At 66.6% G+C, this 24672-nt stretch carries 22 protein-coding genes; 9 read left to right on the forward strand and 13 right to left on the reverse strand.

All coding sequences use genetic code 11. The features are described 5' to 3' along the window. The first annotated feature begins 51 nt into the window (after nucleotides 1-51). Nucleotides 52-2763, forward strand: coding sequence for an HAD-IC family P-type ATPase (locus tag NTCA1_RS14645; RefSeq protein ID WP_306439292.1), 2712 nt, complete (start codon nucleotides 52-54; stop codon nucleotides 2761-2763). 162 nt (nucleotides 2764-2925) lie between these two features. On the opposite strand, the gene fabI is transcribed toward NTCA1_RS14645, so the two are convergent. Genes fabI through NTCA1_RS14670 form a run of 5 tightly spaced genes read right to left on the reverse strand, consistent with a single transcriptional unit; the run spans nucleotide 2926 to nucleotide 8540 of the window. Next, nucleotides 2926-3702 (reverse strand): enoyl-ACP reductase FabI, encoded by a 777-nt coding sequence (fabI, locus tag NTCA1_RS14650; protein ID WP_159831056.1) that lies wholly within the window; start codon nucleotides 3700-3702, stop codon nucleotides 2926-2928. Nucleotides 3703-3730: 28 nt separating this feature from the next. After that, on the reverse strand, nucleotides 3731-4939 hold the full coding sequence (locus NTCA1_RS14655) for an ABC transporter permease (protein WP_159831057.1): 1209 nt from the start codon (nucleotides 4937-4939) through the stop codon (nucleotides 3731-3733). Next, entirely contained in the window at nucleotides 4939-5691 is a 753-nt protein-coding gene (locus NTCA1_RS14660; RefSeq protein WP_159831058.1) for an ABC transporter ATP-binding protein, read from the reverse strand. Before NTCA1_RS14660 ends, NTCA1_RS14655 begins: the two co-directional genes overlap by 1 nt. Before the next feature lie 11 nt (nucleotides 5692-5702). After that, on the reverse strand, nucleotides 5703-7031 hold the full coding sequence (locus NTCA1_RS14665; protein ID WP_159831059.1) for an efflux RND transporter periplasmic adaptor subunit: 1329 nt from the start codon (nucleotides 7029-7031) through the stop codon (nucleotides 5703-5705). Next, nucleotides 7032-8540 carry an efflux transporter outer membrane subunit gene (locus tag NTCA1_RS14670; protein ID WP_159831060.1) on the reverse strand — a complete coding sequence of 503 codons (1509 nt, stop codon included), beginning with the start codon at nucleotides 8538-8540 and terminating at the stop codon, nucleotides 7032-7034. A 174-nt stretch (nucleotides 8541-8714) separates the two neighbouring features. Between NTCA1_RS14670 and NTCA1_RS14675 the strand changes: the two genes are divergently transcribed. Beyond that, nucleotides 8715-9611 (forward strand): LysR family transcriptional regulator, encoded by an 897-nt coding sequence (locus tag NTCA1_RS14675; protein ID WP_086493631.1) that lies wholly within the window; start codon nucleotides 8715-8717, stop codon nucleotides 9609-9611. 191 nt (nucleotides 9612-9802) lie between these two features. Here NTCA1_RS14675 and NTCA1_RS14680 read toward each other — a convergent pair whose 3' ends face one another. Beyond that, entirely contained in the window at nucleotides 9803-10792 is a 990-nt protein-coding gene (locus NTCA1_RS14680) for an aldo/keto reductase (protein ID WP_159831061.1), read from the reverse strand. A gap of 308 nt (nucleotides 10793-11100) precedes the next feature. Here NTCA1_RS14680 and NTCA1_RS14685 point away from each other — a divergent pair, with 308 nt between their 5' ends. After that, the gene (locus tag NTCA1_RS14685; protein ID WP_159831062.1) at nucleotides 11101-11955 is read left to right on the forward strand and encodes an aldose 1-epimerase; all 855 of its coding nucleotides are present in this window, start codon (nucleotides 11101-11103) and stop codon (nucleotides 11953-11955) included. 4 nt (nucleotides 11956-11959) lie between these two features. On the opposite strand, the gene NTCA1_RS14690 is transcribed toward NTCA1_RS14685, so the two are convergent. From NTCA1_RS14690 to NTCA1_RS14705, 4 genes are all read right to left on the reverse strand, one after another. Then, entirely contained in the window at nucleotides 11960-12514 is a 555-nt protein-coding gene (locus tag NTCA1_RS14690; RefSeq protein ID WP_133083764.1) for a nuclear transport factor 2 family protein, read from the reverse strand. Between the two features lie 11 nt (nucleotides 12515-12525). Then, nucleotides 12526-13392 carry an SDR family NAD(P)-dependent oxidoreductase gene (locus tag NTCA1_RS14695; RefSeq protein WP_159831063.1) on the reverse strand — a complete coding sequence of 289 codons (867 nt, stop codon included), beginning with the start codon at nucleotides 13390-13392 and terminating at the stop codon, nucleotides 12526-12528. 111 nt (nucleotides 13393-13503) lie between these two features. Beyond that, nucleotides 13504-14220 carry a UTRA domain-containing protein gene (locus NTCA1_RS14700; protein WP_159831064.1) on the reverse strand — a complete coding sequence of 239 codons (717 nt, stop codon included), beginning with the start codon at nucleotides 14218-14220 and terminating at the stop codon, nucleotides 13504-13506. Further along, nucleotides 14217-15602, reverse strand: a complete 1386-nt coding sequence (locus NTCA1_RS14705; RefSeq protein WP_159831065.1) for a formimidoylglutamate deiminase — start codon at nucleotides 15600-15602, stop codon at nucleotides 14217-14219. Before NTCA1_RS14705 ends, NTCA1_RS14700 begins: the two co-directional genes overlap by 4 nt. Nucleotides 15603-15686: 84 nt before the next feature. Here NTCA1_RS14705 and hutI point away from each other — a divergent pair, with 84 nt between their 5' ends. Genes hutI through hutU form a run of 4 tightly spaced genes read left to right on the forward strand, consistent with a single transcriptional unit; the run spans nucleotide 15687 to nucleotide 20894 of the window. Then, nucleotides 15687-16886: an imidazolonepropionase gene (hutI, locus tag NTCA1_RS14710; RefSeq protein ID WP_159831066.1), complete on the forward strand. Its 1200-nt coding sequence runs from the start codon at nucleotides 15687-15689 to the stop codon at nucleotides 16884-16886. After that, nucleotides 16883-18412, forward strand: a complete 1530-nt coding sequence (hutH, locus tag NTCA1_RS14715) for a histidine ammonia-lyase (protein ID WP_159831067.1) — start codon at nucleotides 16883-16885, stop codon at nucleotides 18410-18412. Before hutI ends, hutH begins: the two co-directional genes overlap by 4 nt. Beyond that, nucleotides 18412-19215: an N-formylglutamate deformylase gene (gene hutG / locus NTCA1_RS14720; RefSeq protein ID WP_159831068.1), complete on the forward strand. Its 804-nt coding sequence runs from the start codon at nucleotides 18412-18414 to the stop codon at nucleotides 19213-19215. Before hutH ends, hutG begins: the two co-directional genes overlap by 1 nt. Before the next feature lie 14 nt (nucleotides 19216-19229). Further along, a complete protein-coding gene (gene hutU, locus NTCA1_RS14725; RefSeq protein WP_159831069.1) occupies nucleotides 19230-20894 on the forward strand; it encodes a urocanate hydratase in 1665 nt (554 codons plus the stop codon). 200 nt (nucleotides 20895-21094) lie between these two features. Here hutU and NTCA1_RS14730 read toward each other — a convergent pair whose 3' ends face one another. Both NTCA1_RS14730 and NTCA1_RS14735 read right to left on the reverse strand, forming a co-directional pair. After that, nucleotides 21095-22138 (reverse strand): patatin-like phospholipase family protein, encoded by a 1044-nt coding sequence (locus NTCA1_RS14730; protein WP_159831070.1) that lies wholly within the window; start codon nucleotides 22136-22138, stop codon nucleotides 21095-21097. A gap of 88 nt (nucleotides 22139-22226) precedes the next feature. After that, the gene (locus tag NTCA1_RS14735; protein WP_159831071.1) at nucleotides 22227-22976 is read right to left on the reverse strand and encodes an SDR family oxidoreductase; all 750 of its coding nucleotides are present in this window, start codon (nucleotides 22974-22976) and stop codon (nucleotides 22227-22229) included. A gap of 103 nt (nucleotides 22977-23079) precedes the next feature. Here NTCA1_RS14735 and NTCA1_RS14740 point away from each other — a divergent pair, with 103 nt between their 5' ends. After that, complete coding sequence (locus NTCA1_RS14740; RefSeq protein ID WP_086493464.1) at nucleotides 23080-23460, forward strand: helix-turn-helix domain-containing protein; 381 nt, start codon at nucleotides 23080-23082, stop codon at nucleotides 23458-23460. A gap of 122 nt (nucleotides 23461-23582) precedes the next feature. Beyond that, complete coding sequence (gene mtgA / locus NTCA1_RS14745) at nucleotides 23583-24251, forward strand: monofunctional biosynthetic peptidoglycan transglycosylase (protein ID WP_374705193.1); 669 nt, start codon at nucleotides 23583-23585, stop codon at nucleotides 24249-24251. Here the strand turns inward: mtgA and NTCA1_RS14750 are convergent. Further along, a complete protein-coding gene (locus NTCA1_RS14750; RefSeq protein ID WP_159831072.1) occupies nucleotides 24242-24640 on the reverse strand; it encodes a DUF1801 domain-containing protein in 399 nt (132 codons plus the stop codon). The two genes, mtgA and NTCA1_RS14750, sit on opposite strands and share 10 nt — an antisense overlap. Nucleotides 24641-24672: the final 32 nt, after the last annotated feature.

Below are 24672 nucleotides of genomic sequence, written 5' to 3' on the forward strand. Positions count from 1 at the left end.
TTCAGATATCCGCCCGCAGATTCGGAGCGGACGCCGCGCGGTGACCGTCGCGTGACTGTCACCCTGTACGACGAACGCACGAAAACGGGGACCCTGATGCTATCCGAAGCCGCGCGCGACTGGCACGCCATGAGCAAGGACGCCGCCCTTGCCGCTCTCGATACTGCACCGGAAGGCCTTTCGGCAGGCGAAGCCGCGCTGCGGCTGGAGCAATACGGCCCCAATACCCTGCCCAGCCCCAAGGGGACGCCGCCGATCCTGCGCTTCCTGGCACAGTTCAACAATGCGCTGATCTATTTCCTGCTGGCCGCCGCGCTGGCGGCGCTGCTGCTGGACCATGCGGTGGACGCTGCGGTGATCGTGCTGGTCGTCGTGGTCAATGCCGTGGTCGGCTTCGTCCAGGAAGGGCGGGCCGAAAAAGCCCTCAGCGGCATGGAAAGCCTGCTTACCGACAAGGCCCATGTCCTGCGCGGCGGCATTCGCGACAGCGTGGATGCCGCCGCACTGGTGCCGGGCGACGTGGTCACGCTCGACGCCGGAGACCGTGTTCCGGCAGATCTGCGGCTGCTGCGCGTGCGCGGCGTCGCCGTCGAGGAAGCGGCGCTGACCGGCGAATCCGTCGCCTCGGAAAAGCACGAGGAACCGGCAGAGACCGCCGCATCGCTCGCCGACCGGGCTTCGATGGCCTATTCGGGCACGCTCGTCGCGCGCGGCCAGGCCACCGGCGTGGTGGTCGCCACCGGCAGCGCCACCGAGATCGGGCGCATCAGCAAACTGCTTCACGCCGTTCCCAGCATCACCACGCCGCTGCTGCGCCAGATCGACGCTTTCGCCAACCGGCTGACGCTGGCCATCTTCGCGGCGGGCGTCGCGCTTTACCTGTTCGCCATTACCTTGCGCGATTTCGACCGGGTGGACGCGCTGATTTCCGTGGTCGCGCTGGCGGTGGGCGCAGTGCCGGAAGGCCTACCCGCGGTCATCACCATCACGCTTGCCATCGGCGTGCAGCGGATGGCGGCACGCAAGGCGGTGATCCGCAAGCTCCCGGCCGTCGAGACGCTGGGCGCCACTTCGGTGATCTGCACCGACAAGACCGGCACTCTTACCCGCAACGAGATGATGGTGACGCGCGTGGTGGCCGGGGAAGACGAGTTCGCGGTCTCGGGCATCGGCTATGCCCCGGACGGCGTGATCACCGCGACCGCAGGCAGCGGCGATGCGGTTCCGCCGGACATCGTTCGCTGCGGCGCGCTCTGCAACGACGCGCATCTGAGACTCGTGGGCGGCATCTGGACGGTCACCGGCGACCCCATGGAAGGCGCCCTGCTCGCGCTGGCCCGCAAAGCGGGCATCGACGACGAGCGGCTCAGGCAGGAATGGCGGCGGATCGACGAGATCCCCTTCGATGCGACCTATCGCCTGATGGCCACGCTGTGCCGCACGGACGAGGGACGCTGCCTGGCCTTCGTCAAGGGCGCGCCGGAAGCCGTTCTCGCGCTCGGTGCCACCGACACACAGGCCTCGTCCTGGAATGCCGCGATCGACCGTGCCGCAAGCGAAGGCGAACGCGTGCTGGGCTTCGCCATGCGCGAGGTTCCCGGCGATACGCAGCGGCTCGACTTCGCGCTGCTGCAAGGCGCGACGATGCTGGGCGTCATGGGCTTCATAGATCCCCCGCGCGAGGAAGCGCGGCTGGCCATCGCCGAGTGCCGCTCTGCCGGGATCGCGGTGAAGATGATCACCGGCGACCATGCCGCCACCGCCCTCGCCATCGCCCGCCAGCTCGACCTCGCGGACGATCCCAAGGCGCTAACCGGCGCGCAGATCGAGGCGATGAGCGACGAGGAACTGGCAGAGGCGGTTCCCGCAACCGCCGTCTTCGCCCGCGCCAGCCCTGAGCACAAGCTGCGTATCGTGCGCGCGCAGCAGTCACGCGGCGCGATCGTTGCCATGACCGGAGACGGGGTGAACGACGCGCCCTCGCTCAAGCAGGCGGACGTCGGCACCGCCATGGGCGTCAGCGGCACCGAAGCGGCCCGTCAGGCTTCGGAAATGGTGCTGCTGGACGACAACTTCGCCTCGATCGTCGCCGCCGTGCGCGAAGGCCGCACCGTCTACGACAACATCCGCAAGGTCATCGCCTGGACCCTGCCGACCAATGGCGGCGAGGCGATCGCCGTCGTGCTCGCCATTCTCGTCGGCTTTGCGCTGCCGATGACAGCGACGCAGATCCTCTGGATCAATCTGGTCATGACCGTCACGCTGGGCCTCGTGCTCGCCTTCGAACCGCCCGAGCTCGGCATCATGCAGCGCCCGCCCCGCAAACGCGACGCGCCGCTGCTGTCCAGCTTCCTGCTTTGGCGGGTCGTGCTGGTATCGGTGCTGTTCGCGGCCGTCGTGCTCGCCGTATTCTTCGGCGCCCAGCGCATGGGCGACAGCGTGGAGGAAGCCCGCACGCTGGTCGTCAACATGCTGATCATCGCCGAGATATTCTACCTCTTCAACGTGCGCTACCTGCACATGCGCTCGCTGACGTTCGAAGGCACGAAAGGAACGCGGCCGGTGCTGATCGCCATCGCCTGCGTGATCGTGGCCCAGCTTGCCTTCACATATCTGCCGCCCTTGCAGGAGGTCTTCGAATCCCGCCCGATCTCCCTGCGCGACGGCCTGATCCTGCTGGTGATCGGCGCCGCGCTGTTCCTCCTGCTGGAGGCGGAGAAGATCGTGATGCGCAAGCTCGGCTGGTTCGAGGAACTGAATTAAAGGAGTCTTTGTTTGGTGCGCCTTCGACATCCGTCGAAGGCTAGCGGCACCGGCCCACGCCCCCACCCGACCTCCCATCAGGATACACTCGTGGGAGGTCGGGTGGGGGCGTGGGCCGGTGCCGCTAAAAATGCCCGAATGGGCATTTTTCAAACAAACTCCTTACCCGATGGTGTTGTAGCCGCTGTCGACGTAGACCGTCTGCCCGGTGACGAAGCGCGCTTTCGGCCCGAGCAGGAAAGCCGCCATATGGCCGATCTGCTCGATCGTCACCAGCCGGTGCAGCGGCGCCTTTTCGGCCGCCAGCCGGATCAGTTCGTCGAGATGGGACAGACCCGAAGCGGCACGCGTGCGCACCGGGCCGGTGGACAGTGCATTGACGCGAATGGCGGCAGGGCCGAGTTCGTCGGCCAGGTAGCGCACGCTGCTTTCCAATGCCGCCTTGACCGGCCCCATCAACCCGTAGCCCGGCACGACCTTTTCCGAGCCGTAGAAGCTCATCGTCAGGATCGAGCCGCCGCCTGTCATCAGCGGCTCGGCAAGGCGGGCCAGCCGGATCAGCGAATGGCAGGAGACGTCCATCGCCTTGGTGAAGCCTTCCACCGAGCTGTCCACCACGCGCCCGTGAAGATCCTGCTTGGGCGCGAAGGCCACCGAGTGAAGCACGAAATCCAGCCTGCCCCAGCGGGCTGCGATCTCCGCGAAAACGGCCTCCATCTCCTGCGGATCGGTCACATCCAGTGGCAGGAACAACGGGGCGTCCAGCGCCCGTGCCAGTGGCTCGACATGGGGGCGGGCTTTCTCGCCCTGAAACGTGATCGCCAGCTCCGCGCCTTCCGCGCGCAATGCCTCGGCACAGCCCCAGGCGAGCGACTGGTCGTTCGCCATGCCCACGATCAGTCCGCGCAAGGGCGCATCGGCATCAGTTCGCTCGGGCATTTGCCGCTCTCCTCATTCGTGACGGCCTTTATTCATGACGAAGCGCGTCGATCGGGTTGAGGCTGGCGGCGCGCCGGGCCGGGAAATAGCCGAAGATCACGCCGATCGCCGCCGAGACGGCAAAAGCGCCGAGGTTCACGGCGGGATCGAATATCCACGGCAGGTCCATCAGCGGTGTGGCGATGCCGACCACGACCTGGGCCAGCAGCAGGCCGATCACGCCGCCCAGGCACGATAGCACCACCGCCTCCACCAGGAACTGCAGCAGCACTTCGTTGGCGACGGCGCCGATCGCCAGACGAATGCCGATCTCGCGCGTACGCTCCGTCACCGAGACGAGCATGATGTTCATAATGCCGATACCGCCCACTACCAGACTGATCGCGGCCACGGCGGCCACGATCTGCGTGAGCATCGTCGTCGTCTGGGTCAGCGTATCGGAAATCTGCTTGGTATCGAAGATATTGAAGTCGTCGTCCTTGCCCTCGGTAACATGGCGGCGCTCGCGCAGCAGGCGGGTGAGCGTCTGCTGGACCTGCTCGCTGGAATAGTCGTCGTCCACGCCCACCAGGATCGTGCGGATCGAGGTGGAACCCAGGAAGCGGCGCTGCACCGTCTTGATCGGCATGATGACGATATCGTCCTGGTCCCCGCCGAACCCTGCCTGCCCTTTGGTGGTCAGGAGGCCGATCACGTCGCAGGAGACATCGCCGATGCGGAAGCGCTTGCCGATCGGATCGGCATTGCGAAACAGGTTGGTGCTCACCGTCGATCCGATGATGCAGACGGACTTGCCCGCCGATTCCTCATCCTCGTTGAACAGCCGCCCTTCCTGCAGCGGCCAGGGCTGGATCTTGAAATAGTCCGAGGTGGTGCCGTTGATCGTGGTGGACCAGTTGGCGCCCTCGTAGATCGCCGTGCCGCTGGACGAGGCCTGCGGCGCCACCGCCATGACTCCGCCCACCTGCTGGCGGATGGCGACGATGTCGGACGGGTCGAAATCGCGGGGAGACGGCCCGCCACCACCGCGCCCGAAGCCCTGTCCGGGGCGGACCTGGAGGATATTGGTGCCCAGCGCGGCGATCTGCTGCGTCACCGCCGCCGTCGTCGCCTTGCCCAGCGTCACCATCGAGACGACCGCGCCCACGCCGATGACGATGCCCAGCATCGTCAGCAGCGAGCGCAACATATGCCGCCGGATGGAGCGCAGCGCGAGAAGGAAGATCGTGCCCAGCATCAGCCCGTCACTCCCGCACCAGTATGGGCGCCAGTATGAGCACCATTGCCCTGTTCGATGCGGTCGATCAGGCCGTCCTTGAAGTGGACGATGCGCCGGGCATATTCGGCCATGTCCGGCTCATGCGTCACCATCAGCACAGTGATCCCGGAATCGCGGTTGAGCGCCGAGAGGAACTCCATGATCTCTACCGAGCGCTGGCTGTCGAGGTTGCCGGTAGGCTCGTCGGCCAGCAGGACTTCGGGATTGGTGACGATGGCGCGGGCAATCGCCACGCGCTGTTGCTGACCGCCGGAAAGCTCGCCGGGCGTATGCCCTGCCCAGTCGGCCAGCCCCACCTTGTCGAGCGCGGCCATGGCCTCCTTGCGGCGATCCTGCTTGGGATCGCCCCGGTAGAGCAAGGGTAGTTCCACGTTTTCCAGCGCGGAGGTGCGCGCCAGCAGGTTGAAGCCCTGGAACACGAAGCCGAGATAGCGCCGCCGCAGCAGCGCGCGCTGATCGCGGTCGAGACTTTCGACATGATGGCCATGGAACAGGAATTCGCCGGATGTCGAAACGTCGAGGCAGCCCAGGATGTTCATCATTGTGGACTTGCCCGAACCGGACGGCCCCATGACCGCCACGAAATCACCCGCCGCAATATCGAGATCGACGCCCTTCAGCGCGCGGAACGCGGTGGCGCCGGTGCCGAACACCTTGGTGATCCCGCGTAGCGAGATGATCGGCGAACGGTCGGGTTCGGTGCCGGTCACGCGCGGCGCCCTCAGCTTCCCGTTCCGGCCAGTTCGCCGGTGATCACCTGCATGCCGGGCCTCAGATCGCCGGAAACCACCTCGGTCTGCTGGCCGTTGGTGCTGCCCGTCACGATCTCCACCGCCTGCGGCTTGTTGTCGGCGCCCAGCACATAGACCGTCTGGCGGGTGCCGCGATCGAGCGTGGCGCTCTTGGTCGCGCGCTGGCCGCGGCGCGGCGGGCGGAAGCCGATGGCATCGGTCACGCCGCCGCTCTTTTTCTTGGCATTGCCTGAGGCCTGCGGCGAATAGGAAAGCGCCGCATTGGGAATCAGCAGCACCTGATCCTTGTCCGAAGTGACGATATCGGCCGTGGCGGTCATGCCGGGCCGCAGCTTCAGGTCCGCATTGGCGACGGAAAGGTCCGCCGCATAGGAAACCACCTGCCCGCTGGTGCTGGTAGACGTCGTGGAGGAGCTGGAGGAACTGGCCGAGGAGGCCGTCAGGTTGGACGCGATCTCCACCCGCGTGATCTTTGCCGGGAAAGTCTGGCCGGGAAAGGCATCGACGGTGAAATTGGCGCTCTGGCCTTCCTTGACCGTGCCCACGTCGGCCTCGTCGATCGCCACTTCCAGCTTCATTTCGCTGAGATCCTCGGCGATCACGAACAGGGTCGGGGTGTTGAACGAGGAAGCCACGGTCTGACCGGGATCGACCTGCCGCGCCAGCACCACGCCCGAAACCGGCGAGATTATCCGCGCCCGCGCCCGCTGGGTCTGATTCTGCGCCAGCGAGGCTTCGGCGGCGAGGACATTGGCCTGCGCGGTCTTGAGCGCGGCGGCAGCGCGCTGCATGTCCGCGCGGCCCGCCTGAAGTTCGGTCTTGGAGGGAACCTTGCCGCCGGAAAGACGCGCCACATCCTCCAGCCGCGCCAGCTGCGCCTGCGATTCCGACAGGGTCGCGCGGGCCTGCTCCACTTGCGCGCGATTGGCGGCAAGCTGGGCCTGCCCTTGCCGGATCTGGTCCTCGATTTGTTCGGGATCGATTTCCGCCAGTACTTGCCCTGCCTTCACTTGGTCGTTCACGTCGACCAGCACTTTCACGACTAGGCCGGAAAGCTGCGAGCCCACGGTGACCTGATTGGTCGGCGCCAGCTTGCCGGTGGCCGAAACACTGGTGACGAGCCTGCCTTTTTCCGCCTTGGTAGTCGCGAAGTTCTGCTTTTCGGTCGTGCCCAGGCAGCGGAACAGCAACAGGCAGAGCAGTGCCAGCACGATCAGCCCGGTCCAGAACACCCATTTGCGCTGCCAGACCGGCCTCTTGTCCGCGCCCAGAAATTCGTCGAGTTTTTCGTCGGCCATCTAGTTGGTTCCGCCTAGTTGGTTCTGGGCCTCTGAGTTCTTGGGCTCGGTAGCCAGCACAGTATAATCGGAAGTCGCGTCCCAACCGCCGCCGAGCGCGTCGTAGAGCGCGATCAGCGCGGTGGCGCGGTCGGAATGCGCCTGGACCAGCCCGTTGCGGGCGGAGATCAGCGCGCTTTCCTGCGTGTTGAGCGTCGTGAAATCGGTCAGGCCGCTGCGGTACTGCGCGCGGGCCAGCAATGCGGAATTGTTCGACGCGTCGAGCGCGACCGCGAACTGGCGCTCGCGCTCCTCGGCGGACCGCAAGGCCACCACGGCGTTCTCGATATCCTCCAGCGCCGTCAGCACCGAGGACTTGTAGGCCGCGAAGGCACCGTCGGCGGCGGCGCGGCTGGAACGGACTTGCGCGGAAAGCCGCCCGGCATTGAAGATCGCCTGGCTGATCCCGCCGAACAGGCTGCCGGTGATCGTGTCGAACAGGCTGCCGAAGCTCGACGCGTTGGTATCGAGGCTGCCGCTGATGGTGAGCTGGGGCAGCAGCTGCGCCTTGGCGACGCCGATCTGCGCCGTGGTGGCGGCAAGCTGGCGCTCTGCCGAGCGGACGTCCGGCCGCTGGCGCAGGACGTTGGCGGGAATGCCCGCGCCCACCTGCTCCGGCCCCTTGGGGATCGGACGGACCGCTTCAAGCAGCGGCTTCACCCCGCCCGGCGCCTGCCCGGTCAGCACCGCAATGCGCGAGACGGCGGCGTTGTATTGCTGTTCAATCTGCGGAATGCCCGCGGCGGTCTGCGCCCGGCTGGCGCGGGCCTGCTCCTGATCGACCGAGGACACCAGCCCGGCCATGACCCGCCACTCGGCGATCTGGAGATTCTCGTCCTGGATGGACAGGCTGGCGCGGGCATTGTCCAGCTGGGCCTGATAGGCGCGTGCCAGCACATAATTGCGCGCAACTTCGCTCTGCACCGTCAGCAAGGTGGTGGCATAATCGAAGCCCGAAGCCTCGAACTGCGCCCTGCTCGCCTCCACCGCGCGGCGATTGCCGCCGAACAGGTCGAGCTGATAGCTGGCATCCAGACCCAGCGCGAAGCTGGAATTGCCGCCGCCGCCGGTCTGGGTCACGGTGCCGTCCGGCAGGGTGATGACGGTGCCCCCGCCCTTCAGCGCCTCGCTGCGCCCGGCGCTGCCGGAGCCGCTGACGGAGGGAAATAGCGCGGCCCGGCTGATGATCAGGGATTCGCGCGCCTGCCGCAGCCGCGCTGCCGCCTGTTCCAGATCGAGATTGGCCGAAGCCGCCTGCTCCACCAGCCCGGTCAGCACCGGATCGTCGAAATTCCGCCACCAACGCGTCAGGTCTTCGACCTGCGGCGCGGCGGTGACCGACCACTGATCGGGTACGCCGAGTTCGGGGGCGCTGCGGGGCTTGTAATCGGGGCCTACCGCGCAGGAGGCCAGCAGGCCTGCCGCGAGCGGGACCAATAGGAAGCGATCGAATCCAGCTCGCAAAATCATCGGGCTCCAGGTGATCCCTCGACAGCGGCGAAGATGATCCGGTTTGCAGACAAAGGTCAAGAAGAACCTGCGGCAATTACAAAGTCTTGGCGGGGAATGATGTTCCCGATTCTTTTGTACAAGACCTTGCGTATGAGCGCGCAAAGGCCGCTCATTCATGATATGACCTCATCAATGCAACGCGAACACCTTGCCGACCTGGCCGCCTTCATCGCCGTAGCCGACGAGGGCAGCTTCACCCGCGCCGCCGCCAAGCTGGATTCCTCGCAATCGGCGCTGAGCCATACGATCCGGCGCCTGGAATCGCGGCTGGGCGTGCGCCTGCTTTCGCGCACCACCCGCGCGGTCTCTCCCACCGAGGCGGGCGAGCGCCTGCTCACTACCCTGCGCCCGGCCATGGACGAGATCGCGATGGGCATCGCCACCGTCAGCGAACTGCGCGACAAGCCCGCCGGCACGATCCGCCTTACCGCCTCCGAACATGCCGCCAATTCGGTGATCTGGCCTGCCCTGCGCGGCTTCCTGCCGCTCTATCCCGACATCAATGTAGAGCTGAACATCGATTCCGGCTTCGTGGACATCGTCGCCGAGCGTTATGACGCGGGGGTCCGTCTCGGCGAATCCATCGCGCGGGACATGATCGCCGTGCGCATCGGCCCTCTCGCCCGCCTGGTGCCCGTGGCCTCGCCCGACTACGTGGCCCGCCACGGCATCCCCGAAACCCCGCATGACCTGGCCGCGCACCAGTGCATCAACTTGCGCTTCCGCACGCGCGGCAGCATCTTCGCCTGGGAATTCGAGAAGGACGGCCGCGAGCTCAACGTGCGGGTCGACGGCCAGCTGACGTTCGACAGCATGGCCCTGATCCTGCAAGCTGCGCTGGACGGCGCCGGGATCGCCATGATGATGGACACTTACGCCCGGCCGCACATCGAATCCGGCGCGCTTGTCCCCCTGCTGGACGAATGGTGCCAGCCGTTCTCGGGCTATCACCTCTACTACCCCAGCCGCCGCCAGCCTTCGGCGGCGTTCCGCCTGCTGGTGGACGCCCTGCGCTATCGCGGCGAGTAAGAGCCCGTTTGAAAAATGCCCAAAAGGGCATTTTTTTGCGGCACCGGCCCGCGCCCCCACCCTACCACCCGCAGGATACTACCGTTGGGTGGTAGAGTGGGGGCGCGGGCCGGTGCCGCAAAATTCGCATTCCGCGAATTTTCAAACAGACTCTAAGGCCTTTCCTCCCCCGCGGGGGAGGAAAGGCAGGTTCAGCGTCCGGTCGTGGCCATGAGTTCGGGTGGGTAGCGATCGCCCTCCACCTGGATGGCATCGGCGGCGGCCTGAAGCCCGGCCAGTTCCGATGCCGACAGATCCACTTCGGCTGCGGCGATGTTCTCTTCCAGGCGGTGGAGCTTGGTCGTGCCCGGGATCGGCACGATCCAGGGCTTCTGCGCCAGCAGCCAGGCCAGCGCGATCTGCGCGGGCGTGGCGCCCTTGGCCTCGGCCACGGACTTCAGCAGGTCCACCAGCGCCTGGTTCTTCGCCATCGCCTCGGGCGTGAAGCGCGGCAGGCGGCTGCGGAAATCGCCCTCGCCCAGCTTCGTCTCGCTGCTCATCGCGCCGGTCAGGAAACCCTTGCCGAGCGGCGAATAGGGCACGAGGCCGATGCCCAGTTCCTCGCAGGCTTCGAGAATGCCGTTGGTCTCCGGCCCGCGCGTCCACATCGAATACTCGTTCTGGAGCACCGCCACCGACTGCACCGCATGGGCGCGGCGAACCGTTTCGGCGCCGGGCTCGGACATGCCGAAATGGCGCACCTTGCCTTGCGCGATCAGGTCCTTCACGGTGCCCGCCACGTCCTCGATCGGCACCTCGGGATCGACGCGGTGCTGGTAGAACAGGTCGATCACCTCGACGCGCAGCCGCTTCAGCGAGGCTTCGGCCACGGCGCGGATCTGTTCGGGGCGGCTGTTCAGCCCCTGCATCTGGCCATCGACGATGTTCATGCCGAACTTGGTGGCGATCACCACCTTGTCGTGAAGCCCCTCCAGCGCCTCGCCCACCATTTCCTCATTGGTGTAGGGGCCATAGACTTCGGCCGTATCGAAGAAAGTCACGCCGCGATCGACGGCAGCCCGGATGAGATCGACGCCTTCGCTTCGGGTGACTTTCGTCGCATAGCCGAAATCGAGACCCATGCAGCCGAAGCCTAGAGCCGATACTTCAAGGCCGCTGCGGCCGAGACTACGCGTTTTCATGAGGCGTTCTCCTTTGACAGGGCGGCGCCGGAATTCGGGGGGAGTTTCGGGTGACGGCGCCTGAGCAAAGATAAGCCTGTTCCTGCGGCGCGATTAGTCCCGCGATCAAGCACGCCGTAATGAACGGAACTCATCAATGGGGCGTTGGGGGCGCTGGCAAGACACCGGAAACGTCCGCAATCGCAGGAAATAACCGCTGGACCGAAAGGTTGCGGACTTGCCACCGGGCCTCTGTTAGCGCTACCCCAACTACCGCCGGCCCGGCCACCAAGACGGGCGGCGCGTCCCATGGGAGTGGACCGGAAGCGATGATCATCCTCGAAGCACACGGCTATCGGCTGGAACTGGCCCCCGAACGCGGCGGCGCCGTGCTGCGCCTGGACTGGCAGGGCGAGCCGCTGATGCGGCCCGTTTGCGGAGACACGATCTTCGACGTCGCCAGCTTCCCGCTGGTCCCTTTCTCCAACCGTATCGCGCGGGGCCGCTTCAACACCGGCCTGCGCAAGGGCACGATCGCACCCAATTTCCCCGGTAGCGACCATCCCCATCCGCTGCACGGCTTCGGCTGGCTGGCGGCATGGACGGTGGCGCAGCAGAGCGCGGAAACCGCCGTTCTCGAACATGCCTATCCCGGCGGCGAATGGCCCTGGCCCTACCTGGCGCGCCAGACGTTCGAACTCGGCGCGGAGGGGCTGAGCACCTCGCTTTCGGTCACCAACCTCGGCGATGCGGCCATGCCGGCCGGTCTCGGCTTCCACCCCTACTTCCCGCGCGACGAGAGCACCCTCTATCGCGGCCTGCACCGGGGCGAATGGTACAATACGCCCGATTGCCTGCCGAGTTCGCTCGACGAGCACGAGGAGGCGATCGACTGGTGGCAGGGCGAACCGGTCAGCACCCGCGCGGTCGATACCGCCTATACCGACCGCGAAGGCGCGCTCGAGATCGACTGGCCCGCGCGCGGTCTGGGCCTGACAATCTCCCCTTCGCAGCCGCTGACGACCACCGTGGTATTCTCGCCCGAGGGGCAAGACTATTTCTGCGTGGAGCCGGTCAGCCACGCCACCGATGCCATCAACCGCGCACCGGAAACCATGCTCTGGCTGGCGCCCGGCGAAACGGCCGACGTGGGCATGACGATCGCGGCGCGCACGCTCGCCTGACCGCTCACCAGCGGTCCACGTCGTCCTCCAGCGTCATCGGACGGCTATAGGAGACATCCGCCTGGTCGCGGCGCCCCTTGATGTAACCGCCCGCCCTGAACTGCGGCATGTCCAGGATCGAGGCATCCCCGGCGATCAGCAAGTCCACAGTGCAGCGCCGCAGGGCGATCCGCCAGACGCCGCCGCGCTTCTCCAGCCGGTCGACATAGCGGCCGTTGATGAAGCGCACCGTCCTGCCGTCGGGGTTGAGCAGGCCGACCAGCACATAGCTTTCGGCATGGGCGACATCGCCGTCGATCTCGCAGTTGTGCGTCGTGATGTTGTGCAGGCAGAGCTGGCACCCGCCCGCGTGGATCGCATTGGCCCAGGCGGCATAGTCCGGTCCCCGGTTGACCGCGGCAGCACCATGTTCGTCGATCCCGTCCGGGTGATAGGCGGCGGTGAGCAGGTCCACGTCGAACCGGTCATGACCGCGCGCATGGCTGTGTACGCAGTCCTCGATGGCGCGGCGATCCATCAGATAGGCAAGATCCTGCGCCATTTTCTCGATATCGGCCATGGTGCTCTCCTTCAGCGGATGACGGCAGGATGGAATACAGGCGGTTCCACGCCGTGCAGTTCCGCAGCGGTCGGCGGTACCCGGCCGCCATCGGTCAGCCCGTACTTCCGCGCGATCCCGGCGCCTACGAGCGTCGTGCCGCTCAAGTCCGCGAGGTCGGGATCGCGGTAGAGACGCCAGATCACCTCCCCGGTGAACTCAGGTGTCTCGCAATGCCCTTCGACATGGCCGAACCGTACGGGATCGGACGCGATCACGGCCTTGAGCCGGTCGGTCAGCAAGGCTCCCATCCACACCGACAGGACGGCGACGTTGCGGCCCGCGTGTCGGAAGTCCTGCGCCATGTCGAACGCCATCTTGTCCATGCCCGCCTTGTGTGCGCCATAGGCCGGGCCGAGCGCGTAATGCGCCGCGCCGGAAGCCGATGTGAAGACGATCAGGCCGTGATCCTGCCCGGCCATGATCCCGGCAGCGTGCCAGCCGGCGACGTACCCGCTGCGCAGGCCGACATCGATCAGGCCCGCCAGCTTGAGCGGCTTTTCCCAGAACTCGCCGGGCTCGGTCAGCTCGTCGTGAATGGCGGCGGCATTGTTCACCAGGATGTCGAGACGCCCTTCTTCGGCCAGGATACGCTCGAACAGCGCTGCCACCTGCTCGTCGTCGCCGTGATCGCAGGCGACCGCCACGCCCCTGCCACCCGCCTCCGTCACGGCGCGTGCCGTCTCGTGGATCGTGCCCGGCAGCGCGTGGTCTCCCGATCGCACGCTGCGTCCGGTGACATAGACGGTACAGCCATGTCGCCCGAGCGCCACGGCTATGCCCCGCCCCGCGCCCCTGCTCGCTCCCGTCACCAGCGCGATGGGTGCCCGATCCGCCATGCCTTCTCCCATGTCATTCGCGGGGCATCTGCGCCCGGAATATTGAACAGGTGTTTAGCATTGCCGTCTGACCAGGCAAGCACGCGCGCCAGCCATCCCCCGTGCGGTAAATCAGCCCTCCCGGCGCGCGCCGGGGCCGAAATGGGCGGTCAGTTCGTAGGCCCCGGCCACGAAGAGCTGGCGGACGTACGTGATCGGCTCGGCCCCGCGCCAGGTCTTGCGTTCGACGCAGAGGCACGGCGCGCCCACCTCCACGGCCAGCGACCGTGCCTGCGCCGCGCTGGCGCCGGTAGCGGTGATATGGGCGTCCGCCTCGGTCCAGGGGACATGCTCCAGCAGCCAGGCGCCGGGCGAGGCGCTGGTGAAATCCGCATCCGATATTTCCGGCACGGCAGCGACGTTCACGAAGCGGTGCTCCCAGGCGAACGGGGTACCGTCCGCGAAATGCACGCCTTCCAGTTCGAGCAGCGGCACCGCGCGGTCCACCTTCCATTCCAGCCGTGCCTGCGCGCCGGTCAGTTCGCGGCGCTGGCCGAGGTCGAAGCGATAGGCCTGCCCGCGCTCGGCCACTTGCGCGCCGAGGTCGGGGATATCCATGGCCATGGCGTGGACGCGCGGCCGGGCGACGAACGTGCCCGCCTTCTTGCGCCGGTCCACCAGCCCTGCGGTCGCAAGCGCGGTGAGCGCCTTGTTCACCGTCATGCGTGCGCAGTCGTAGTGTGCCATCAAGGCCTGCTCGGTCGGCAGGCGCGCGCCGGGGGCCAGCGCGCCGGAAAGGATACGCGTCTCGAAATCCTGACGGATGCGTTCGTGGAGCGGTAAGTTCACCCAATCAGCCTGCCCAAACTGTCCCTGTAACGCCGGACGACCGCATCCCGCGCAAGGTGACGGCCTCCGCTTACCACTTGCGCGCCGAAGCGCCAGACGCAATCCACGCCGCTGCGCCCGGCCCCGAAGACCAGCCCATCGAGCAGGCGATCGCTGCCCCGCAGCGCCAGCGAGGGATGATCGAGGTCCAGCGAGACGGCATCGAACGGCAAGCCGATGGAAAGGCCACTCTTTACACCCAGCGCCTGCGCACCGCCCTCCACCGCCTGACGCCAGAGCGTCTCGCCAGTGGAGCGCGTCTCACGGCTCGCGACGATATTGCGTCCACGATGCTGGAGTCGCTGGCCATATTCGAACAGGCGCAGTTCCTCGGTTCCATCGATCAGCACGTTCGAGTCGCTGCCCACGCCCCAGCGCCCGCCCTCGGCCAGAAAGGCGCGCGCCGGAAACAGCCCGTCGCCAAGGTTTGCCTCGGTGATCGGGCAAAGCCCCGCCACCGCGCCGCTGCGCGCGAGCCGCCGCGTCTCCTCCTCGGTCATGTGCGTCGCATGGACGAGGCACCAGCGAGGGTTCACTTCGGCATGGTCCAGCAGCCATTCCACCGGCCGCTGCCCGCTCCAGGCGAGGCAATCCTCCACCTCGCGCACCTGTTCGGCGATGTGGATGTGGACCGGCGCGCCCGGGACCATCGTTTCCAGCACGGATAGCTGTTCGGGCGAGACGGCCCGCAGACTGTGCGGCGCAAGACCCACCACCGCATCGTCCAGACCCGACACCGCCCGGCGCGCGCCGTCCAGCAGGCGCGCGAAGCCGTCGAGGTCATGGAGGAAGCGCCGCTGCCCTTCGCTAGGCGGCTGCGCGCCGAAGCCGGAATGGGCGTAGAATACCGGCAGCAGCGTCAGGCCCAGCCCGACCTCTCCCGCCGCCCGGGCGATCGCCGCGCTCATCTCGGCGGGATCGCCATAGGCCCGGCCTTCGGGATCGTGGTGCAGATAATGAAATTCGCCGACCCGGGTGAAACCGCTCTCCAGCATCTCCAGATAGGCCATGGCGGCCACCGCATGGAGGTCGTCCGGCGTCATCCGGTCGAGGAAACGATACATGACCTCGCGCCAGGTCCAGAAGCTGTCGTCCGTATCGCCGCGCTGCTCGGCCAGTCCCGCCATGCCGCGCTGGAAGGCATGGCTATGGAGATTGCCGAGGCCGGGGATCACGCAGGCATGGCGCTCGTCGCCCGCTTGTGCCGCCACGCCGCTCTCGATGGCGGAAATCCGACCATTTCGGAGTACGAAACGCACGCCGGAAGCCCAGCCGCCCAAAGTTCCGGAATGGTCCAGCAGCGCGCTCTGCGCGAAGATCGACCGGGCGGGGTTTTCGGCCATGGCGGGAAGCTCCTTCGCTATTTTGTCTATACATTAAAAACGACCGATGCAATAACCGGGACAACCAAGGAGGATCGACTCGTCATGCGCTGCGACAGGCTCTGGAAACATGCCCGTTTGGCCACGATGACGGGCGACCTGGTGGGCGTGATCGAACAGGGCGTCATCGCCTCGCGGGACGGCCTGATCTTGTACGCCGGTCCGGATGCTGACGCTCCTTCATTCGAAGCCGCCGAAGTGACTGACTGCGCGGGCCGCTGGATCACGCCGGGCCTGATCGACTGCCACACCCACCTCGTCTTCGGCGGGGATCGCTCGCGGGAATTCGAACTGCGGCTGGAAGGCGCTTCATACGAGGAAATCGCCCGGAACGGCGGCGGCATCGTCTCGACCATGAAGGCCACGCGCGCGGCCAGCGAGGACGAACTCGTCGCCTCCGCCCTGCCCCGCCTCGATGCGCTGATTGCGGAAGGGCTCACCACCGTCGAAGTGAAATCCGGCTACGGCCTCGACCTTGCCAGCGAACTCAAGATGCTGCGCGCGGCGCGGCGGCTGGGCGAAGCGCGCGCCGTTCGGATCGTCACCACCTTCCTCGGCGCCCATGCGCTTCCCCCTGAATTCACGGGAGATGCCGAGGGCTACATAGATCACCTCTGCGAGGTCATGCTCCCCGCCGTCGCCGAGGCGGGGCTTGCCGACGCCGTGGATGCCTTCTGCGAGGGCATCGGTTTCTCGCCCGCGCAGACCGAACGCCTGTTCCGCGCCGCCAGGGCGCAAGGGCTGCCGGTAAAGCTCCACGCCGAGCAGCTTTCCAACCTCCACGGCGCCGCCCTTGCCGCGCGCCATAACGCTCTCTCGGCAGACCATCTGGAGCACCTCGACAGTGCAGGCGTCGCCGCCATGGCCGCGTCCGGCACTGTCGCCACGCTGCTACCGGGCGCCTACTACTTCTGCCGCGAAACCGTGCTGCCGCCGGTCGCGGCCTTGCGCGAGGCCCGCGTGCCGATCGCGCTGGCGACCGACTGCAACCCCGGAACCTCGCCGCTGACCTCGCTGCTGCTGGCGATGAACATGGGCGCAACGCTGTTCCGCCTCACCGTGCCCGAATGCCTCGCCGCCGTGACGCGCCATGCCGCGCAGGCGCTGGGTGTTTCCCGCCATCTCGGCACGCTCGAACCCGGCAAGGCCTGCGACCTTGCGATCTGGGACATCGAGCGCCCGGCTGACCTCGTTTACCGCATGGGCTTCAATCCGCTCCATGCGCGCATCTGGAGTGGACAATGAACGATATCCTCCTCACGCCCGGTGACGTGAGCCTCGCCCAGTGGCGCGCGGTCTATCGCGGCGCGGGCGTGAAGCTCGACCCGGCCTGCGCCCCGCATGTGGCGACAAGCGCCGCCGCCGTCGCCCGCATCCTGGCCAAGGGCGAGCCGGTCTACGGCATCAATACGGGCTTCGGTAAGCTCGCCAGCGTCCGCATCGGCGACGAGGATCTCGCCACGCTCCAGCGCAACATCGTGCTCAGCCACGCGGCGGGCACGGGCGAGCCTTCGCCGGTGCCGGTGATACGCCTGATGATGGCGCTCAAGCTCGCCAGCCTCGCGCAAGGCGCCTCGGGCGTGCGGCCCGAGACCGTCGCCCTGCTCGAAGCGATGCTGGCCAAGGGACTGACCCCGGTCGTGCCTTCGCAAGGTTCGGTCGGCGCCAGCGGAGACCTTGCGCCGCTCTCGCACATGGCAGCGACGATGATCGGCGTGGGCGAGATCATGCTCGCAGGCGAGCGCCTGCCCGCCGCCGACGCCCTCGCCCGCGCGGGCCTCACGCCACTCGAACTCGGCCCGAAGGAAGGCCTCGCGCTACTCAACGGCACCCAGTTCTCCACCGCCAATGCGCTGGCCGGACTGTTCGAGGCGGAACTGCTGTTCCGCTCCGCCCTCGTCACCGGTGCGCTTTCGACCGAAGCGGCCAAAGGCTCCGACACCCCGTTCGACCCGCGCATCCACGCTTTGCGCCGCCATCGCGGCCAGATCGAGGTGGCCGATGCCCTGCGCGGCCTCATGGCCGGCAGCGCCATCCGCGCCAGCCATGTCGAGAACGACGCCCGCGTGCAGGATCCCTATTGCCTGCGCTGCCAGCCGCAAGTCATGGGCGCCGCGCTCGACGTGTTGCGCCAGGCCGCGACGACGCTGGAGATCGAGGCCAACGGCGTTTCCGACAATCCGCTGATTTTCCCGGAAGCCGACGAAGCGCTTTCCGGCGGCAACTTCCATGCCGAGCCGGTCGCCTTCGCCGCCGACATGATCGCGCTGGCGGTCTGCGAGATCGGCTCGATCTCCGAACGCCGCATCGCCATGCTGGTAGACCCGGCGCTGTCCGGCCTGCCCGCCTTCCTGACACCGCGCCCCGGCCTCAATTCGGGCTTCATGATCCCGCAAGTGACCGCCGCCGCGCTGGTCAGCGAGAACAAGCAGAAGGCCTATCCGGCATCGGTCGATTCGATCCCGACTTCGGCCAATCAGGAAGACCACGTTTCGATGGCCGCCCACGGCGCGCGCCGCCTGCTCTCGATGGTGGAGAATGCGACGGCCGTGATCGGCATCGAACTGCTCGCCGCCGCGCAGGGGATCGAATTCCACACCCCGCTTGCCTCCAGCACCTTGCTGGAAGCCGCGCGCGCAGTGCTGCGCGCCGAGATCCCCGCGCTCGACGACGACCGCCATTTCCACCCGGACATGGAAGCGGCCAACCGGCTGATCCGCTCCGGCGCACTGGCGGACACGGCGGCGGACCTGCTCCCGGCGATTTCGTGATGGAACCTTTCGTCCTCCATCGCGGAGACGCCCCGCTCATCGTCGCCTTCCCGCATGTCGGCGCCGATCTTGCGGACATCGGCCCGGCCTTCCGCTCGGAATGGCTGGCCCGGCGCGATGCCGACTGGTGGGTGGACGACCTCTACGCCTTCGCCCGCGAACTGGACGCGACGACGATTGCGGCGCGTGTTTCGCGCAGCGTGATCGACCTCAACCGCGATCCCTCCGGCGCCTCGCTCTATCCGGGGCAGGCGACGACGGAACTCTGCCCGACGACCACGTTCGACGGTGAGCCGCTCTACAAGGAGGAAGCGCCGGATGAGGCCGAGATCGCCCGCCGCCGCGCGCTCTGGTTCAATCCCTACCACGCCGCGGTTCGCTCGGAGATCGCGCGGCTGCGGAAGCTCCACGGCAAAGTCGTGCTCTACGACGCGCACTCGATCCGCAGCCATGTGCCGCGCCTGTTCGATGGCGAATTGCCGCAGTTCAACATTGGCACCAATCTCGGCCAGACCTGCGATCCGGCGCTTTCCGCCGCCGTGGTCGCAGTCTGCAAGGCGAGCGGGTTCAGCCACGTTCTGGACGGCCGCTTCCGAGGCGGCTGGACCACGCGGCATTACGGAGAGCCGGAAAACGGCGTCCATGCGATCCAGATGGAACTGGCCATTCGCGGCTACATGGACGAGCCCGAAGTGCCGAGCGAAGCCAACTGGCCCGTGCCGTTCTCGGCAGACCGCGCCGCCACCCTCACCCCGATCCTGCAAGACGTGCTGAAGGCGGCCCTCGCCTTCGCCCGCACCTGATTTAAGGAACCGCCATGACCCGCCTCGACAACAGCCGCGTCATCAAGCCTGCGACCGGCACCGAACTCAGCGCGAAGAGCTGGCTCACCGAAGCGCCGCTGCGCATGCTGATGAACAACCTCCACCCTGACGTGGCCGAACGCCCTGAGGAACTGGTGGTCTACGGCGGCATCGGCCGCGCCGCGCGCGATTGGGAGAGCTACGACAAGATCGTCGAGACCCTGCGCCGCCTTGAGGGCGATGAAACGCTGCTGGTCCAGTCCGGCAAGCCGGTGGGCGTGTTCCGCACCCATGCCGATGCGCCGCGCGTGTTGATCGCCAATTCCAACCTCGTGCCGGAATGGGCGAACTGGGAGCATTTCAACGAACTCGATAAGCGCGGTCTTGCCATGTACGGCCAGATGACCGCCGGTTCGTGGATCTACATCGGCACGCAGGGCATCGTCCAGGGCACCTACGAAACGTTCGTGGAGATGGGTCGCCAGCACTACGATGGCGACCTATCGGGCAAGTGGCTGCTGACCGCCGGGCTTGGCGGCATGGGCGGCGCGCAGCCGCTGGCGGCGGTCATGGCGGGTGCATCGTGCCTTGCCATCGAGTGCCAGCCCAGCCGCATCGAAATGCGCCTGCGCACCGGCTACCTCGACGTCGCCGCCTCTACCATCGAGGAGGCCATGGCGATCATCGAGAAGGCCAATGCCGAGAAGAAGCCGGTCTCCGTCGGTCTGCTCGGCAATGCTGCGGAACTGCTGCCGGAGATGTTCGCGCGCGGCATCCGCCCGGACCTGCTGACTGACCAGACTTCCGCCCACGATCCCGTCAACGGCTACCTCCCCGCTGGCTGGACCGTCGCCGAATGGATCGAGAAGCGGGAGCGCGAGCCCGAAGCGGTCGCCAAGGCGGCCAAGGCCTCCATGGCCGTCCATGTCCAGGCCATGCTGGACTTCCAGGCGGCGGGCGTGCCCACCACCGACTACGGCAACAACATCCGCCAGATGGCGAAGAACGAAGGCGTGGAGAACGCGTTCGACTTCCCCGGCTTCGTGCCCGCCTATATCCGCCCGCTGTTCTGCCGCGGCGTGGGGCCGTTCCGCTGGGCCGCGCTTTCGGGCGATCCCGAGGACATCTACAAGACCGACGCCAAAGTGAAGGAACTGCTGCCCGACCACGCGCACCTGCACAACTGGCTCGACATGGCGCGCGATAAGATCCAGTTCCAGGGCCTGCCCGCGCGCATCTGCTGGGTCGGTCTGGGTGACCGTCATCGCCTCGGCCTCGCCTTCAACGAGATGGTAGCGAAGGGAGAGCTGAAGGCCCCGGTGGTGATCGGCCGCGACCACCTCGACAGCGGCTCCGTCGCCTCACCCAACCGCGAGACCGAGGCCATGCGCGACGGTTCGGACGCGGTTTCGGACTGGCCACTGCTCAACGCCCTGCTCAACACCGCCAGCGGCGCGACCTGGGTTTCGCTGCACCACGGCGGCGGCGTCGGCATGGGCTATTCGCAGCATTCGGGCATGGTGATCGTCGCCGACGGCACCGAAGCGGCGGCCAGGCGTCTGGAGCGCGTACTGTGGAACGACCCGGCGACGGGCGTGATGCGTCACGCCGATGCCGGGTACGAGATCGCGCTGGATTGTGCGCGGGAGAAGGGTCTGGACCTGCCGGGGATTCCCTAAAGGTTGCCGTTGGAGTGAGGGGAGGCGCAAGCAAACGCCGCGCCCTCTCTCCACGTCATCCTGAACTTGTTTCAGGATCCATCGCGCCGAACAGACGGCCGTCAATGGTCAGAAATGGATCCTGAGCCGAAGGCCAGCGAAGCTAAACAAGTTCAGGATGACGCTGTTTCTTGGTCGAAGTGAGCGTCAGAAAAGGCACCCTACCCCGGCCCGAACCGGCTCGCCAGGTCGACAGTGCTTTCCTTGCCAAGGCTCTCAATCGAAGCCTCGCACCAGCGCCGCGCGGCGGCCTCCCCGGCGTCGCGCAAGGTCAGCAGGAGTTGCCGCACCGGCAGCATCTTGCTTTGCGCGGGCATGGCGGCCAGCGTCTCCTCGTCGTGGATCTCGTGGAAACGCATGCGTTCCACTTGCGCGATGAGGCCTTCTTTCGCCCGCGTCCGCCCGATCGAGGATTGCAGCAGGAACAGGCCCTGCATTTCCTTGCGCATGGACTGGTTGAAACCGATTTCGGTGATCCGGTCGACGATCCCAGCGGCATTGCGCGGCGTCTGGTCGCGGGCCTGGGGATTGACGGTTATCAGCAGGAGGTCATCGTTGGCACTTTCCAGCACCAGCGGCACGAGCGGCGGGTTGGCGCTGTAGCCGCCGTCCCAGTAGTCCTTGCCGTCGATCGTCACCGGCGGAAAATAGAGCGGCAGACAGGCCGAGGCGAGCAGCGCCTCGGTCGTCAGATCGTCCTTGCGGAAAATGCGGGCCGTGCCGCTCTGCGCATTCGTGGCGGAAATGAACAAGGGCGGCGCCTTGTCGCTGGCGATGGCCGCGAAATCGACGTGCTCCTCGATCACTTTGCGCAGGATATCCTGCATTTCGCGGCCCATCTCCGGGGAGCCATGCGTCATGCCGAGATCGCCGAACATGGTCGTCCACCAGGAGGACATCGCGCGGGTCGTCTCTGGGAAGGCCTCGATCATCGGGATCAGCGGCCCTGCCTCTCGGCCCGACTTGTTCAGTTCCTTCCAGAACGAGCGCAGCCGTTCGCGGGCCCCTTCCCGGCCGCCGGACACCAGGCCGGAAACCAGCACCGCCGCGTTCATAGCCCCGGCACTGGCTCCGCTGACCGCCCCCACCGCCAGACGCGGTTCCTGGAGCAGTCCGTCCAGCACCCCCCAGGTAAAGGCGCCGTGTGCGCCTCCCCCCTGAAGGGCAATATCGAGGATATGGAGAGGCTTGTCCGATGAGGCCATTCGAATGCTCACTCATGCTGCATTGCAACATTGCAATCCATAGCATCGGCAATTGTTCCTGAACAGCGCTCACCGGACAAATAGGCAATCAGTGCGCCGCCCCGTTCAGCGCCGCGAAGGTCTGGGCATAGCGCCCTTCCGCCTCGGCATTGCGCAGGAAGCCCAGCCGCTCCACGCCGATCAGTTCCGGTGTCGGAACTTTGGCGAAGAGGCGCATCACTTCGTCGATGAAGGCGTCCAGCGGCATGTAGCCTTCGCGCGTGGACTGCCCCGGCGTCAGCTCGGTCTGCACGGCAGGCGGCGCGAGTTCGATGACCTCCACCGCGCCCTTCAGCGCGAAACGGAGCGAGTCGGTCCAGGAGTGGATCGCCGCCTTGGTCGCCGAATAGACCGCCGCGCCCACCAGCGGCACGAAAGCCAAGCCCGAACTGACGTTGACCACGGCCGCGTCCGCCTGCTCGCGCAAGTGGCCGATCAGCGCATCGGTCATGCGGATCGGGCCGAGCAGGTTCGTCACCACGCATGCCTCCGCGCGGGACAGGTCGCGCGGGACCGAAACGTCCTCCAGCGGCATGATCCCGGCATTGTTGACCAGCACGTTGAGCGCCGGGAACCGCGCGAGGACATCTGCCGCGAAAGCCGCGATTGCAGCGGGATCGGCCACGTCGAGCGCGACGGCATGGATATTCTCCCGGCCTTTCGCGGTTTCCTCGAGACTGGCCAGCGTGCGCCCGGTGACGATCACGACATTGCCGGCATCATGCCAGCGCTGCGCCAGTTCGCGCCCGATGCCGGTGCCGCCGCCGGTGAGAAGAATGGTGTTGCCGCTGGTCTTCATGGAACTCGCTCCTGTGAGAAGAGATTGCGAGACGGGATGTAAACGGATACTCTCTTTTGGAAAGTAGGCACCCGAAAGTGCTGTAGTTACCCATGAGTGAGAAATGGAAAATCAGGCCATTACCCGTTACTCGAACGTGCCCGGCGTCGATGCGCTCGTCAACGAATTGATCGGACGCGTGGCGGACAAGTGGACCCTGCTGGTGCTGGAGGCTCTGGAGGAAAACGGCGAAACCCGCTTCAGCGCCCTCGCCCGTGCGGTGCCGGGGATCAGCCAGAAGATGCTCACCCAGACATTGCGCCAGATGGAGCGCAACGGCTTCGTCCATCGCACCGTCCATCCGGTCATCCCGCCCCATGTCGATTACCGGCTCACCCCGCTCGGACACAGTCTGGGCGAGGCCTTCTGCAGCGTCTGGCATTGGGCCGAAGCCAATCTCGAAAACGTCGCCGCCGCGCGGTCGGATTTCGACACCCGCGACTGATTTTTCGCAAGGCGCCGTGGAAACCCCATGCGCAGGCATCTTTTCCGCCGCCGCCGTTGTCGCTAGTCAGGAGGCCGGACGGCCGCACTTTCGCACTTTGCCGTCAACGGGGCTTCATTTCCTTGCTGCGCATCCTTGCCAAGACCGTCTTCGGGTTCGTCGCGATCAGCGTAGCGCTGACCCTGCTCTATCGCTTCGTGCCGCCGCCGATCACGGTGACGATGCTGGTGGACGGCAACGGCATCACCAAGGACTGGCAGCCGCTCAGCCGGATCGACCGCAACATGGTGGCCGCCGCGATCGCTGCCGAGGACGGCAAGTTCTGCACCCACAAGGGTTTCGACACCGATGCCATCGAGAAGGCCTTCGAGCGCAATGCCGCGGGCGGGCGCCTGCGCGGCGGATCGACGATCAGCCAGCAGACCGCCAAGAACGTCTTCCTCTGGCAGGGCGACGGTTGGACCCGCTATATGCGCAAGGGCCTGGAAGTCTGGTTCACGTTCCTGATCGAGAACCTGTGGGACAAGCGCCGGATCATGGAAGTCTACCTCAACGTCGCGGAGACCGGCATCGGCACTTACGGCGTCGAGGCCGGGGCGCAGCGCTACTGGGGCAAGTCGGCCTCGAACCTGACCAGGACCGAGGCGGGCCGCATGGCCGCCGCACTGCCCAGCCCCAAGACCCGCAGCGTCAAGAGCCCATCGGGCTTCACCCGCCGCTACGGCAACACCATCGCCGCCCGCATCGGCACGGTAAAGACCCAGGGCCTCGATTCCTGCGTCTACGACTGACGTTTTAGCGAAGGCTTCTTCGCAAGATTGAGGGCGATCGCCGCGCGGATCAGCGCGGTCAGCGCAGCCTCGTCCACCTCGTCGCCCTCGTGGAAATCGATGGCGCGGCGCTGGTTGCCGTCGAGGCTGGCGTTGAACAGGTGAGCGGGATCGCCCAGCGCCGCCCCTTTGGCGAACGTCATCTTCACCGCCGCCTTGTAGGTCTCCCCGGTGCAGACCATGCCGCCGCGATACCAGACCGGCACCCCGCGCCACTTCCACTCCTCGGTCACCTCGGGATCGGCCGCCAGGATCACCCGGCGCAGCCTCGCCAGCATCTCGCCCCGCCAGTCGCCGAGTGCCGCGATGCGCCCGTCAATCCGCTGCGACGGGGTCTGTTCCTCATCCATCGTATCCGCTCCCCTTTCCTTTGCATGGAAAG

Origin of the sequence: Novosphingobium sp. TCA1, assembly GCF_009811895.1 — a bacterium.
GTDB classification, from domain to species: domain Bacteria; phylum Pseudomonadota; class Alphaproteobacteria; order Sphingomonadales; family Sphingomonadaceae; genus Novosphingobium; species Novosphingobium panipatense_A.